The sequence below is a fragment of the Rhodococcus sp. NPDC003318 genome (assembly GCF_042879035.1).
In the GTDB taxonomy this organism is placed as follows: Bacteria; Actinomycetota; Actinomycetes; order Mycobacteriales; family Mycobacteriaceae; genus Rhodococcus_G.
In genome coordinates, this window is sequence record NZ_JBIAOU010000001.1 from 497,764 (window position 1) to 509,862 (window position 12,099).

A 12,099-nucleotide genomic window follows, 5' to 3' on the forward strand; every position below is an offset into this window, starting at 1 on the left:
GCTCCTCGGTAGGTGGGCCGACCTCGATGTCGGCGTCGGTGATGAGCCCTCATGCTATCGGGACCGCGGTGCGGTCGGCCCGCTCACCCGGCACGCGTCCGCGCGCTACAGGGCGGTAAGCCGCGCGTGGCGCACCTCGGGCAACTGGTGCGGACAGCTCACGCACTTGGCCCGTTCGGCGGCGTCGTCGTCCCCGGGCGGCACCAGTGCCGGGGCGCGATAGATCAGACAGCACGAATTCCGGCGCAGGTAGCGGCGGGTCCCGGTGGCCGGCGACGCGGCCGGGTCGGCGGCATCGATGCCGCCCGCTCCGACGTCGACGAATCGCGGTCGCGGCAGTGGCGGTCCGACGAGTTCGGCCAGCCTCGCCGCGAGCGAGCTGCCCGCGGCCGGGGACCCCGCGGCCGCGCCCGCCTCGAGCGCACGGTTGCCGAGGGAATCCGATGCCACCGCCCACAGGGCCGCGGGTGCCGCCCCGCTCACCTCCGCCAGGGCGTCGACGACGGCGCCGAGTGCCTCGCGCAGGCCGGCGGCGAGTAGGGACGGATCGGTGACGCGTCCGCCACCACGGATCGAGGTCAGGGCGCCGTCCGGCGTGACGGCCACCGTCAGCCCGGTCAGGCTCGGATCCGGGGCGGTGCCGGTACGCACCAGGTCGGCGGACACCGGTGCGAGGAGGGTCGAACTCGCCGAATACCACCAGAGTGTGGCGGCGACCCGCCGATCGGTCACCGCCCAGCGGGCCCCGGTGTCGTCGATGCGGTCGGCCAGCCACGTCGGATCGGCCAGCAGGGCACCGGGGAACTCGGCGGGGCTCATCCCAGGGGGGACTCGAGTAGTGGCTGTTCGATGCCGAACCACCCGGCGACGAGGTCGATCGCCCCGAGCACCCAGAGCGTGGCGACCACGACCACCGTCGTCGCCAGCACCGACAGCGCCTTGACCACGACCGACTGCCCCGCGAACCACTCCATGAACTGGTCGTAGCGAGCCTTGGCGAAGCGGAGCAACCGATAAGCCCAGGCGAACTCGGAACCGAGGATGCCCAGACCGGCGAAGACGATCAACCAACCGGGGCCGGGATACGGAATCGCGATGATGCCCACGGCCAGGACCACGGTTCCGACGACGCCCACCGCGACGCGGTACGCGAGGTTGAGAACGGGTTTCGCCGCGATCCGACGACGCAGCCGCAGCCACCGATTCTCGGTGTTCTCGTGCTCCGTGCTCACCTGGTCCGTCACCGGATCCACGCTACCGCCGGCAGTCGCGTTCGAGGCCGCCAGGAAGGAAGGGCCGCCGGGAAAGGAGGCCCGGACAGCACGAAGGGCGGCTGCGAATTATCGCAGCCGCCCTTCGTGTTCGGTGGTCCCGGCTGGGATCGAACCAGCGACCTTCCGCGTGTGAAGCGGACGCTCTCCCACTGAGCCACGGGACCGTGCACTTGACGGACCGGCCGCGCGTCGATCTCTCGCGGCCGAACGAGGAGAAAACTAGCACGCCCGCACGCGGAGTGGGAAACCGCCTGGTCACGGACGAAAATCTGCGCAACCGATCCGCCCCCGCCTCCGGCTCCCTCCCGAATTCCACGGGTGTTGTTCACCTGAACAGCACATGACCAGCGGATTTGGTGCTCCCCACACCGTGGGCTACTGTTTCTCTCGCAGCACGGAGACGGCAACGCCCCCGAGCAGCATGCGGATGTAGCGCAGCTGGTAGCGCATCACCTTGCCAAGGTGAGGGTCGCGGGTTCGAATCCCGTCATCCGCTCGAGAGGTTGGACTCGACCTTGCGGTGGAGTGGCCGAGTGGTGAGGCAACGGCCTGCAAAGCCGTGCACACGGGTTCGATTCCCGTCTCCACCTCTGTTGCACGAAACCTACACATGTAGGCCTGCGCGATTAGCTCAGCGGGAGAGCGCTTCCCTGACACGGAAGAGGTCACTGGTTCAATCCCAGTATCGCGCACCACGGATCGACGAAAAGGGACCCCCTGACGGGGGTCCCTTTTTTCGTTGTTTCTCCGACGGGCCGGGCCTCGCCGCACGCGGCGAGGCACCGCAGCGCGACCCCCAGCCCCCGCGCGGGCGCCCTCCCCCACCGCGACAGCCGACATCACTGCAGGTCAGGACGCGAATTGGTGTTCGCGGCGTCCGTGGGCTAATGTTCCTTCTCGCAGCACGGAGGCAGAAACGCCCCCGAGCAGCGTGCGGATGTAGCGCAGCTGGTAGCGCATCACCTTGCCAAGGTGAGGGTCGCGGGTTCGAATCCCGTCATCCGCTCGAGAGGTTGGACTCGACCTTGCGGTGGAGTGGCCGAGTGGTGAGGCAACGGCCTGCAAAGCCGTGCACACGGGTTCGATTCCCGTCTCCACCTCCACGTGTCGAGTACAGATCAATATCCTGCGCGATTAGCTCAGCGGGAGAGCGCTTCCCTGACACGGAAGAGGTCACTGGTTCAATCCCAGTATCGCGCACCACGACACGAGCCCCCCGGACATTGTCCGGGGGGCTCGTTGCGGTATGTACTGATGAGCACAGTGTTCACAGTGAGAAGGAGCCCGGCATGGCGACGGCCCGACCCGATGCCCTCCACCTCGCCGCGGGCGCCCTCGCCCGGACCGCCGACCTCGCGATGTGGTCCGCCCGGACGGCCGTCGACACGGCTCACCGGGTCCCCGTCATCGGCAGCCGACTCGACGACCTCGCCGCGACTCTCGCCGCGCGAGGCGAGGAGGCGCTGGTCTCCGCGGCCGTCCTCGCCCGGGACGTGCTGCGCGCCCTCGTCCGGGAAGTGGTGGCCGCCGCCCTCCTCGAAATGGATCTGACCCGCATCGTCCGTGACCACGTGGACCTCGACGTCGTCGCCGAGGGCATCGACGTGGACCGGATCGCCGCGCGACTCGACCTCGACGCCGTCATCGACCGGCTCGACCTCGACACGATCGTCGACACCGTCGATCTGGACCGTCAGGTCACGCGGGTGGACCTGAACGCGGCCGCGGCCGTGATCGACGTCGACGCGATCGCGTCGCGGGTCGACCTCGACGCGATCATCGCGCGAATCGACCTGCTCGGCCTGGCGAACCAGATCATCGAGGATGTGGATCTGCCACAGATCATCCGTGACTCGACGGGGTCACTGTCCGAGGAGGCGGTGCGCGGAGTGCGCAGTCAGGGCATGCAGGCCGACGACGCGGTCGCAGGCTTCGTCGGCCGCCTGTTCGGCCGCGATCGGCACGAACACGAGCGCCTCGACGAGGACGGAACCGCTCGGTGACCCACCACGGAATCCCGAAACGGCGCCCCGCCGGCATCGTGACCCGTGGCATCGCCGCGGTGATCGACCTCGGCGTGGTGCTCGCGCTCCTCGGCGGCGCCTACCTGTCCCTGCTCCTGGCGAAGCTGTTGCTGTCGCCGCAGAGCTTCACGTTCCCGGACCCGGGACCGCTGTGGTCGATCACCGCGTGGCTCGGACTGTCGGTCGTCTACCTGACCGGCTGTTGGGCCACCACCGGCCGGACCGTCGGCTCGCTCGCGATGGGGGTGCGGGTCATGACCCGCAAGCACCGCCGGGTCCGCTGGGCGATCTCACTGCTGCGTGCCGTGGCCTGCGTGTTCTTCCCCGTCGGCTTGCTGTGGGCGGTGATCAATCCGCACCGGCATTCCGTGCAGGACATCCTCCTGCAGACCGAGGTGGTGTACGACTGGCGTCACGACCTCGACGCCGTGACGGTCTGACCCGTGCGGTGCGCGGCGATCAGGTCGCGATACCAGTGGTAGGAGTCCTTCGGAGTGCGCTCGAGTGTGCGGTAGTCAACGTGCACCAGGCCGAATCGCTCCCGGTAGCCGGCCGCCCACTCGAAGTTGTCGAGGATCGACCACACGAAGTAGCCACGGACGTCGACACCGTCGTCGACGGCCTGCTTCAACGCATGCAGGTGGGCCCGGTGGTAGTCGATGCGCCGCCGGTCGGGGACGCGGCCGTCGACCGGGTCCGGGTCGTGGAACGACGCTCCCGACTCGGTGATGTACAGCGGCGGCAGCATCTCGCCGTAGCGGTCGGCGAAGGTCCGGACGATGTCGCGCAGGCCCGCCGGCACGATCGGCCAGCCGAAGTCGGTGCGGTCCGGGGTGTCGAGTGCGACAGGACGGAACGGCAGTCCCGGCGGGAGTTCGACCTCGAGGACGCCGGAGGCGCCCTCGTCCCGCGCCGCCGGGGCCGCGATCACCGTGGGCTCGTAGTAGTTGATGCCGAACCAGTCCAATGGCTGCGCAACGGTTTTCAGGTCCTCGTCGACCGGGCCCGCGAGAGCCGCGGCCAGTTCGGGCGTGGGGTAGGTGCCGCGCAGAACCGGATCGGCGAACGTCCAGTTGACGAGGTGGTCGTAGATGTCGGCGGCCAGGGCGTCCTCCCGGGCATCACTCGCCGCGTGCACGGGAGCGTGGTTGGACGCGATGCCGATGTTCTCGCACCCCGCGGCGCGCAGCGCCTGCACCGCGAGCCCGTGTCCGAGCAGCTGGTGATGCGCGGCCTGCAGTGCGCCGAATCCCAGCTGATATCCGGGTGCATGGACACCGAGCGCGTGGCCGTAGAGGGTGTGCACCACGGGTTCGTTGAGCGGCATCCACATCCGGACACGGTCACCGAGGCGCCGTCCTACGATGTCCGCGTAGTCGGCGAGACGGGCCGCGGTGTCGCGTTCGAGCCAGCCGCCGTTGTCCTGCAACGCCTGTGGGAGGTCCCAGTGGAACAGTGTCACCGCGGGTGCAATGCCCGCCGCGCACAGTTCGTCGATCAGCCGGTCGTAGAAGTCGAGGCCGGGTTCGTTGATCACGCCCCGGCCGGTGGGCTGCACCCGCGGCCACGACACCGACAGGCGGTAGGCGCCGACACCGAGGTCGCGCATCAGGGCGACGTCCTCGCGATACCGGTGGTAGTGGTCCGTCGCGACGTCGCCGGTCTCGCCACGGGCGACGACACCGGGGCGGCCGCAGAACTCGTCCCAGATCGAACGACCGCGGCCGTCCTCCTCGACGGCACCTTCGATCTGGTACGCGGCGGCTGCCACGCCCCACAGGAAGTCCGGCTCGAACACCGGATCCGTTGCAGTCATGGGGCGAGTGTGACCGTTTCCTGGACGGACGTCCAGCGCAATGCTTCAATTCCTGGACACGCCCCTGCGGCCCCGGCGAAAGTACCGACCAGGACATGACCGACCCCACCACCGTTCCGCGCGCCGCCCGTGTCGGCACCGCCGCGGCGTTTGCACTGCAGGGATTTCTCCTCGCGGTCCTGTTGACCCAACTCCCCCAGTTCAAGGACAAGTTCGGGTTCACCGACACCACGATCGTCGTCGCGGTCGTCACGGTCTCGCTGGTCGCCGGGGTGGGCAGTGTGCTCGCCGAGTTCGCCGCGACCCGGACGTCGAGCCGCACGACACTGCGCGCGGGGCTGTGCGTGATCGCGATCGCCGGCGCCGGAATCGCGTTCTCCCAGGGCACTGTTGCGTTCTTCGCCGGATTCGCCGTGTACGGGATCGGACTCGGGATCGTCGACGCTGCCGCCAACATGCAGGCCGTCGCGATCCAGCACCGGTACGGCCGGTCGATCCTGTCGTCGTTCCACGCGGTGTGGAGCGTCGGGGCGATCTCCGGCGCGCTGTTCGTCTCGGCCTGTGCGGGACTCGACGTGGGTCTGGGCGCGTGTCTGCTCGTCGCCGCTGCCGTCGTCGCGGTCGGCACCACGGTGCTCGGACCCCGACTGCTCGTCACGGGCCACGAGACGGCCGTCGCACCGACCGCGCCGTTGGCGGTGCCGCTGCGGCCGTTCCTCGCCCTCGGTGCCGCGATGGCTCTGTTCTTCGCGATCGACTTCAGCATCGGCAACTGGTCCGCGCTGTACCTGACGGACATGCTCCTCGCCAGCGCGAGCACCGCCGCGCTCGGGGTCGCCGCCTACCAGGGCGCAGGACTGCTCTCACGGCTCACCGGCGACCACTGGGTCCGCCGGTACGGCGAGATCGCCGTCGTCCGCGTCGGCGCCGCGATCGGTGCCGCCGGAATGGTGGTGGTCGTGTTCGCGACCGGCCCGACGATGGCGATCGTCGGATTCCTCGTGGTCGGCCTCGGCGCTCCCGTCGTCGCGCCGCTCTGCTTCAGCGCCGCAGGCCGTCTCGCGCCGCCCGGGCAGACCGACGCCGTCGTCGCACGCCTGAACCTGTTCAACTACGCCGGGACCGTCGTCGGCGGCGGCATCGTCGGTGCGGTCGCGGCAGCATCGAACCTGCGTGTGGGGTTCGTCGTGCCGCTCGCCTTCGCCATGGGGCTGGTCCTGCTCGCACCCGCGTTCCACCCGCGCACCGCCTCGGCGGTACCGGAGTCCGCCGACCGGACCCGGTAATGGTTGACTGACCCCCATGCCGAACTGGGGCTGGCTCATCGTGGTGCTGATTCTCGTCGACCTCGCCGTCGTCACCGTGTGGTTGCTCACCCGGCGCAGGAGCGCACGACCGCACACCGGGGACACCGGCTTCGCGAAGAGGCTCGACCTCGAGACCCGGGACCGGATCGAACGACTCGTCGCCGACCATCACCAGATCCAGGCCATCAAACTGCTCCGGGAGCGGACGGGACTGGGCCTGGCCGACGCGAAGGCAGCGGTCGACGCCGTGGCCCGCGGCGAGTGGGTACCCACCGCCGGACCCGACAGTGCACCACCGTCCGGCGGTTGGTCGGATCTGGTCCCGGTGCTGCGGTCCCTCAAGGCCGACGGCGACACCGACAAGGCCGCCCGGCTGCTGCGTGAATACACCGGAATGAGCCTGACCCAGGCCAAGAACACGGTCGAGCGCCTGTGACCGTCACCGTCCGCCCCGCCACCTCGGCCGACGCCACCGAACTCGCCGCCGTCGCCGCCGTCACCTTCCCCCTCGCCTGCCCACCCTCCGTCACGGACGACGATGTCGCCGACTTCCTCGGGTCCGTGCTGTCCGAGGACCGGTTCGCCGAGTACGTCGGTGCACCGGACCGCACGGTGATCGCGGCCGTCGACCGGGGCGGCATCGTCGGATACGTGATGGTCGTCGACGGAGTGGTCGACGACGCCGACGTGCGGGCCGCGGTGACCGCCCTTCCGGCCGTCGAGATCAGCAAGCTGTACGTGCTGCCCGGTCACCACGGCGAGGGCGTCTCGCACCGGCTGATGGACGCGGCCGTCAACCGCGCCCGCGCGGGCGGGGCCGCCGGCGTCTGGCTCGGCGTCAATCAGGAAAACGTTCGTGCACAGCGCTTCTACACCAAGCAGGGCTTCGAGAAGGTCGGCACCAAACGGTTCCGGGTGGGCGGGCAGCTGCACCACGACTTCGTCATGGAGCGGCGGCTCTGACGCGCCCTGGGATCACACCTAGGCCGCGACCTCGAAACGGGAGAGGGCGAGGAGGCGGGAGGTCGCGCGCAGGTACTTCTTCTTGTACCCGCCGGCGAGCATCTCCGGGGTGAAGATCTCGTCGAGCTTCGCACCCGACACGGTGACCGGGATGCTCGCGTCGTAGAGACGGTCCGCGAGGACGACGAGGCGCAGCGCCACCGACTGGTCCTGCGCGGGGTGCACACCGTCGAGGTAGACCGCGGTGACGTCCTGGATCAGCTTGTTGTACCGCGACGGGTGCAGTGTGCTCAAGTGCACGCAGAGCTCGTCGAAGTTGTCGAGGGTGGCACCCGGGGTGGCCTCGGCGCGCTCGCGCAGCTCCTCCGAGGAGATCGGCTCGGGGGCCGGCGGCAGGTCCCGGTGGCGGTAGTCGGGGCCGTCGACGCGGATGGTCTCGAAGATCGAGCCGAGCTTCTTGATCTCGCGGAGGAAGTCCTGGGCGGCGAACCGGCCCTCGCCGAGCTGGCCGGGCAGGGTGTTCGAGGTCGCGACGATCGACACACCGCGCGACGACAGTTCGGTCAGCAGCCGCGACACCAGCATCGTGTCGCCGGGATCGTCGAGCTCGAACTCGTCGATGCACAGCACGCTGTGGCTCGACAACTGCTCGACCGCATTGTTGAATCCGAGCGCACCGACGACGTGGGTGAGTTCGACGAACGTGCCGAACGCCTTGGGGCTCGGAGCGCTGTGGAAGATCGACGCGAGCAGGTGGGTCTTGCCGACACCGAAGCCGCCGTCGAGGTACAGACCGGCACCGGTCGACGGGGCCTTCTTGCCGAACAGGCCCCGGCGCCCACCGGAACGGATCTTCGCGACCTTGCCCGCGAACTCCTCGGCCTTGCGGACCGCCGCGGCCTGGCTGGGCTCGTTCGGATCGGGGATGTAGGAGGCGAAACTCACCTCGTCGAACATGGCCGGCGGAACCATTTGCGCGATCAACTGGTCGGCGAGAACAACCGGATTGCGATCGACGAGGCGCTGCTGCATGTAAACAGCGTATCTACGTGCTGTTATCGAGAGTATGCGCCGCATCGATATTGAGGGATACCTCACATCCGCTCACCCGCCACTGCACGACGCCGAGATCCGCGACCTGTACGCCTATCCCGCGGATCCGACGGTGCCGTGGGTCCGGGTCAACTTCGTCTCCAGCATCGACGGCGCCGTGACCACCGACGGTACCTCGGGCGGGCTCGGCACGGCTGCCGATCGACAGGTTTTCACCGCGCTGCGGGAACTGGCCGACGTGATCGTCGTCGGCGCTGCCACGGTTCGCGCGGAGAACTACGGCGGCGCGAAACCCGATGCGGCAACCCGTGATCGGCGGATCGCGCGGGGTCAGGCGCCGGTACCCCCGATCGCCGTGGTGACCGCGAGCGCCCACCTCGACCCCGACCACCGCCTGCTGACCGACACCGCCGTGCCGCCGCTCGTGGTCACCGGCCGGAACGCACCCGCCGACCGGACGTCCGCGTTGACCGCCGCCGGCGCGACGGTGATCCCCGTCGGTGACGTGACGGTCCCGACGGCGGCGCTGCTGGGCGCGCTCGCCGAACGCGGGCTGCACCGGGTGCTGTGCGAGGGCGGACCGACGCTGTTCGGGCAGCTGCTCGCCGACGACGCCGTCGACGAACTGTGCCTGACCACCTCACCCGTCCTCGTCGCGGGCGGTTCCGGCCGGATCGCGCACTCCCCGGCCGCGGCACCGCGCCCGATGCGCCGCGCGCACGTCCTCGCCGACGACGACGGCACCGTCCTGACCCGCTGGGTTCGCGATCGACCTGGCAGGCTGTGACGCATGCGCACACTGGGGTTGGCGGCACTGGTCATGGCGGTGTGCTGCGCGTGCGGTGCCGGGCCCAGCGTGCGGCCCGACGTCGCGGTCGTCGAGCGCGGTGACGGCACCCCGACCGAGACGAGCACGCAGGCTCCGGGGACCGCACCGGAGCTTCCGGTGCCGGTGCACGAACCGAACTGGCAGGACTGCACCCGCTCGACACTCGACACGCTCGGGTTGGGCGCCGGACCGGCCGGGTTGGTCCTCGAATGCGTGGAGCTCGCCGCACCGATCGACGCCGAGGGCACGATCAACGGGGCGTTCACCCTGGGCGCGTTGCGGGCACGGCTCCCCCAGACCCCCACGGACGTCGCCCCGCTGGTCGTCACCACCGGCTCCGACCGGTCCGCCACGAGCACGCTGGCGGCACTCGCGGCGGGTCCGGTCGCAGCGCTGCTGGCGACGCGCCCGCTGGTCGCCGTCGACCGCCGTGGGATCGGGACCTCCAGCCCGATCGAGTGCCTCGACCCCACCACGGTTCCCGACCTGCGCAGGCAGATGCTCGACCTCGGACAGTTCACGCGGCCGCCGACACCGGGCGGTGACAGCGCCGACACGGTCCTCGCGCTCGGTCGTGACGCGACGACCGCGTGCACCGACTTCCTGCAGCCCCAGGAACTGGCCTTCGACGCCGCGCACGCCGCCGCCGATCTCGACCAGCTGCGGCGCGTCTGGGGCGTGGACCGGATCGGACTCGTCGCCACCGGCAGCGGTGTCGACGTCGCCCTCGCGTACGGGTCCGCACACCCGGAAGCCCTCGGGCGTCTGGTACTCGATTCCCCGGCCGTGGTCGGGGCCGATGCCACGACCACCGCGGAGGCGGCAGTCCGTGGTCGGGAGGCCGCGCTCGCCGCGTTCGCCCGGCAGTGCGTCGCCCTCGAGTGCGCGCTCGGGCCCGACCCCGTCAGGGCGGTCACCGATCTGACGAACCGGGCACGCCGCGGCGAACTGGGTACGGTCTCGTCGAACGCACTGCTCACCGCGCTGGTCGACCAGCTCGGGTCGCCGCGGGCTGACGTGCAGGCACAGATACGCGACTTCGCGAACGTCCTGGCTGCCGCGGCCAACGGCGACACCGCGGGTCTGCGGTCCCGGATCGACGCGGCCGCCGCGGCCACCCGCACCGACGGTCAGTTCGTGGCCCGCTGCTCGGACGGGCGACAGTGGCCGACGCCCGGGCGAGTCCGGGAACTGACGACCGACTGGGGGCAGCGGTATCCCGTCTTCGGACCGGAGGGGGCGCTGGAACTGTTGCTGTGCGCGTCCTGGCCGGCGACGACCCCGCCCGCGGGCCCCGGCTCCGCGCTGACACCCACGTTCGCCGTCGCCGGTGCGGCCGATCCCGTCGCGGGAACCGGCGCCGCCTCCGCGACCGGCGTGCTCGGCGCGTCGGGTACCCCCACCGCCACCATCGCGTGGCTGGGTGCCGGTCACCCGTCGCTGTCGCACTCGGACTGCGTCCAGTTCGCCGCGGCGGGGTACGCGGACACGGGCACGCTGCCACCCGACGGAGGTGCCTGTCCCGGCTGAGCGCGGGTGGCGACACGCTGCCGGGGTCCGAGTCGGGTACCGTGCCACGGTGTTCCTTGGACAGCTCGAACCGCGCACCGCCCGCACGACGGCCGAGGTGGTGAAGTTCGCACTCTGGCCGATCGCGATCATGACCGTGCTGCACCGGGTGCTGGTCAAGGCGGTCAACGGGGCACGCACCGACGACTTCACCCCCGTCTACAAGGCGGCGCTCGCGTTCCTGAACCGGCAGCCGGTGTACACCGCGAACTTCAACTGGGTGGATCCGCACTACCTGTACCCGCCGAGCGGGACGCTGCTGATGGCGCCGATCGCGGTCATCGACCCCGAGCGTTCCCGGTGGCTGTTCATCCTCGGCAACGCCGTCGCCGTGATCGTCGCCGGCTACCTGCTGCTGAAGATGTTCGGGCTGGCCCTCGACTCCGTCGCGGCGCCGATCCTGCTGTTCGGCATGTTCGCCAGCGAGACCGTCACCAACACGCTGGTGTTCACCAACATCAACGGTCTCGTGTTGCTCGGCGAGATCGCATTCCTGCAGCTGCTGCTCCGCCGCCGCGACGCGTGGGCGGGCGCCGCGATCGGACTGACGTTCGCCGTCAAACCCATTCTCGCCCCGCTGCTGTTGCTGCCGCTGGTGACGAAGCAGTGGCGGGTGTTCGTCACGGCGCTCGGCGTCCCGTTGGTCCTCACCGCGGTCGCGTGGCCGCTGGCGGTGGACCCGATGGAGTTCGTGCACCACACGCTGCCGTACCTGATGGAGTCGCGCGACTACTTCAACTCCGCGATCGTCGGCAACGGCGCGTACTACGGCCTGCCGACGTGGCTGACCCTGGGCCTGCGCGCCGTGTTCGCCGTGGTGGTGCTGGTGTCGCTGTGGCTGCTCTACCGGTACTACCGCGAGGACCGGCTGTTCTTCGTCACCACCGCGTCCGGGGTGCTGCTCACCGCCTCGTTCCTGCTCGGCTCGCTGGGCCAGATGTACTACTCGATGATGCTGCTCCCGCTCCTCATGAGCGTGGTGCTGCGCAACTCGGTGATGCGCAACTGGCCTGCCTGGCTCGCCGTCTACGGGTTCATGACCTTCGACAGCTGGCTGTCGAGTCGGTTCCCGGCGACCGGACGCGCCGCCGAGTACATGAAGTCGACGCTCGGCTGGAGCCTGCTGCTGCTGGTGATCTGCGGGGTGCTCGTGGCCCGCTACGTCACCGCCAAACGCGAGGGCAGGCTCGCCGACGGCATCGACCCGATCTTCGACGATCCGGAACCGGAGAAGGTGCCCGTCGCGTCGACCTGAGTAGCGTGG

Annotated in this window: 12 protein-coding genes and 7 tRNA genes; 14 read left to right on the forward strand and 5 right to left on the reverse strand. The window is 70.0% G+C overall.

The genetic code is table 11. The annotated features are described in order from the left end of the window. Positions 1-105: 105 nt before the first annotated feature. The 3 genes from ACFYVR_RS02220 to ACFYVR_RS02230 all read right to left on the reverse strand — a co-directional run bounded on the left by ACFYVR_RS02220 (position 106) and on the right by ACFYVR_RS02230 (position 1,438). Positions 106-819: a (2Fe-2S)-binding protein gene (locus ACFYVR_RS02220; protein WP_387469146.1), complete on the reverse strand. Its 714-nt coding sequence runs from the start codon at positions 817-819 to the stop codon at positions 106-108. Then, positions 816-1,244, reverse strand: a complete 429-nt coding sequence (locus ACFYVR_RS02225; RefSeq protein WP_387469148.1) for a TIGR02611 family protein — start codon at positions 1,242-1,244, stop codon at positions 816-818. Before ACFYVR_RS02225 ends, ACFYVR_RS02220 begins: the two co-directional genes overlap by 4 nt. Positions 1,245-1,366: 122 nt before the next feature. Next, a tRNA-Val gene (locus tag ACFYVR_RS02230) sits at positions 1,367-1,438 on the reverse strand. Positions 1,439-1,697: 259 nt separating this feature from the next. On the opposite strand from ACFYVR_RS02230, the gene ACFYVR_RS02235 reads away from it, so the two are divergent. From ACFYVR_RS02235 to ACFYVR_RS02270, 8 genes are all read left to right on the forward strand, one after another. Beyond that, positions 1,698-1,770: transfer RNA gene (locus ACFYVR_RS02235), tRNA-Gly, on the forward strand. Between the two features lie 23 nt (positions 1,771-1,793). Further along, positions 1,794-1,864, forward strand: a tRNA-Cys gene (locus tag ACFYVR_RS02240). A 30-nt stretch (positions 1,865-1,894) separates the two neighbouring features. Then, positions 1,895-1,969, forward strand: a tRNA-Val gene (locus ACFYVR_RS02245). Positions 1,970-2,207: 238 nt separating this feature from the next. Continuing rightward, positions 2,208-2,280: transfer RNA gene (locus ACFYVR_RS02250), tRNA-Gly, on the forward strand. A gap of 23 nt (positions 2,281-2,303) precedes the next feature. Beyond that, positions 2,304-2,377: transfer RNA gene (locus tag ACFYVR_RS02255), tRNA-Cys, on the forward strand. Positions 2,378-2,402: 25 nt separating this feature from the next. Continuing rightward, a tRNA-Val gene (locus ACFYVR_RS02260) sits at positions 2,403-2,477 on the forward strand. An 86-nt stretch (positions 2,478-2,563) separates the two neighbouring features. After that, positions 2,564-3,277 (forward strand): hypothetical protein, encoded by a 714-nt coding sequence (locus ACFYVR_RS02265; RefSeq protein WP_387469150.1) that lies wholly within the window; start codon positions 2,564-2,566, stop codon positions 3,275-3,277. After that, complete coding sequence (locus tag ACFYVR_RS02270; protein WP_387469152.1) at positions 3,274-3,738, forward strand: RDD family protein; 465 nt, start codon at positions 3,274-3,276, stop codon at positions 3,736-3,738. The genes ACFYVR_RS02265 and ACFYVR_RS02270 overlap by 4 nt, the downstream gene beginning before the upstream one ends. On the opposite strand, the gene ACFYVR_RS02275 is transcribed toward ACFYVR_RS02270, so the two are convergent. Beyond that, entirely contained in the window at positions 3,711-5,114 is a 1,404-nt protein-coding gene (locus ACFYVR_RS02275; protein WP_387469154.1) for a GH1 family beta-glucosidase, read from the reverse strand. The two genes, ACFYVR_RS02270 and ACFYVR_RS02275, sit on opposite strands and share 28 nt — an antisense overlap. 95 nt (positions 5,115-5,209) lie before the next feature. Here ACFYVR_RS02275 and ACFYVR_RS02280 point away from each other — a divergent pair, with 95 nt between their 5' ends. The 3 genes from ACFYVR_RS02280 to ACFYVR_RS02290 are packed head-to-tail and all read left to right on the forward strand — an operon-like array spanning position 5,210 to position 7,384. Continuing rightward, on the forward strand, positions 5,210-6,400 hold the full coding sequence (locus tag ACFYVR_RS02280) for an MFS transporter (RefSeq protein ID WP_387469157.1): 1,191 nt from the start codon (positions 5,210-5,212) through the stop codon (positions 6,398-6,400). Positions 6,401-6,416: 16 nt separating this feature from the next. Continuing rightward, positions 6,417-6,857 carry a hypothetical protein gene (locus ACFYVR_RS02285; RefSeq protein WP_387469159.1) on the forward strand — a complete coding sequence of 147 codons (441 nt, stop codon included), beginning with the start codon at positions 6,417-6,419 and terminating at the stop codon, positions 6,855-6,857. Then, a complete protein-coding gene (locus tag ACFYVR_RS02290; protein ID WP_387469161.1) occupies positions 6,854-7,384 on the forward strand; it encodes a GNAT family N-acetyltransferase in 531 nt (176 codons plus the stop codon). The genes ACFYVR_RS02285 and ACFYVR_RS02290 overlap by 4 nt, the downstream gene beginning before the upstream one ends. Positions 7,385-7,402: 18 nt before the next feature. Here the strand turns inward: ACFYVR_RS02290 and zapE are convergent, their stop codons facing one another. Next, on the reverse strand, positions 7,403-8,416 hold the full coding sequence (zapE, locus tag ACFYVR_RS02295) for a cell division protein ZapE (RefSeq protein ID WP_387469163.1): 1,014 nt from the start codon (positions 8,414-8,416) through the stop codon (positions 7,403-7,405). A 34-nt stretch (positions 8,417-8,450) separates the two neighbouring features. Here zapE and ACFYVR_RS02300 point away from each other — a divergent pair, with 34 nt between their 5' ends. Genes ACFYVR_RS02300 through ACFYVR_RS02310 form a run of 3 tightly spaced genes read left to right on the forward strand, consistent with a single transcriptional unit; the run spans position 8,451 to position 12,090 of the window. Further along, on the forward strand, positions 8,451-9,224 hold the full coding sequence (locus ACFYVR_RS02300; protein WP_387469165.1) for a pyrimidine reductase family protein: 774 nt from the start codon (positions 8,451-8,453) through the stop codon (positions 9,222-9,224). A gap of 3 nt (positions 9,225-9,227) precedes the next feature. Continuing rightward, on the forward strand, positions 9,228-10,796 hold the full coding sequence (locus ACFYVR_RS02305) for an alpha/beta hydrolase (protein WP_387469167.1): 1,569 nt from the start codon (positions 9,228-9,230) through the stop codon (positions 10,794-10,796). Between the two features lie 49 nt (positions 10,797-10,845). Then, positions 10,846-12,090: a glycosyltransferase family 87 protein gene (locus ACFYVR_RS02310; protein WP_387469169.1), complete on the forward strand. Its 1,245-nt coding sequence runs from the start codon at positions 10,846-10,848 to the stop codon at positions 12,088-12,090. Positions 12,091-12,099 lie beyond the last annotated feature (9 nt).

Excerpts from the sequence above, each read along its gene's own strand:
- ACFYVR_RS02220 (WP_387469146.1), bottom strand. The coding sequence starts at position 819 with ATGAGCCCCGCCGAGTTCCCCGGTGCCCTGCTGGCCGATCCGACGTGG.
- ACFYVR_RS02265 (WP_387469150.1), top strand. The coding sequence starts at position 2,564 with ATGGCGACGGCCCGACCCGATGCCCTCCACCTCGCCGCGGGCGCCCTC.
- ACFYVR_RS02275 (WP_387469154.1), bottom strand. The coding sequence starts at position 5,114 with ATGACTGCAACGGATCCGGTGTTCGAGCCGGACTTCCTGTGGGGCGTG.
- ACFYVR_RS02280 (WP_387469157.1), top strand. The coding sequence starts at position 5,210 with ATGACCGACCCCACCACCGTTCCGCGCGCCGCCCGTGTCGGCACCGCC.
- ACFYVR_RS02285 (WP_387469159.1), top strand. The coding sequence starts at position 6,417 with ATGCCGAACTGGGGCTGGCTCATCGTGGTGCTGATTCTCGTCGACCTC.
- zapE (WP_387469163.1), bottom strand. The coding sequence starts at position 8,416 with ATGCAGCAGCGCCTCGTCGATCGCAATCCGGTTGTTCTCGCCGACCAG.
- ACFYVR_RS02300 (WP_387469165.1), top strand. The coding sequence starts at position 8,451 with ATGCGCCGCATCGATATTGAGGGATACCTCACATCCGCTCACCCGCCA.
- ACFYVR_RS02305 (WP_387469167.1), top strand. The coding sequence starts at position 9,228 with ATGCGCACACTGGGGTTGGCGGCACTGGTCATGGCGGTGTGCTGCGCG.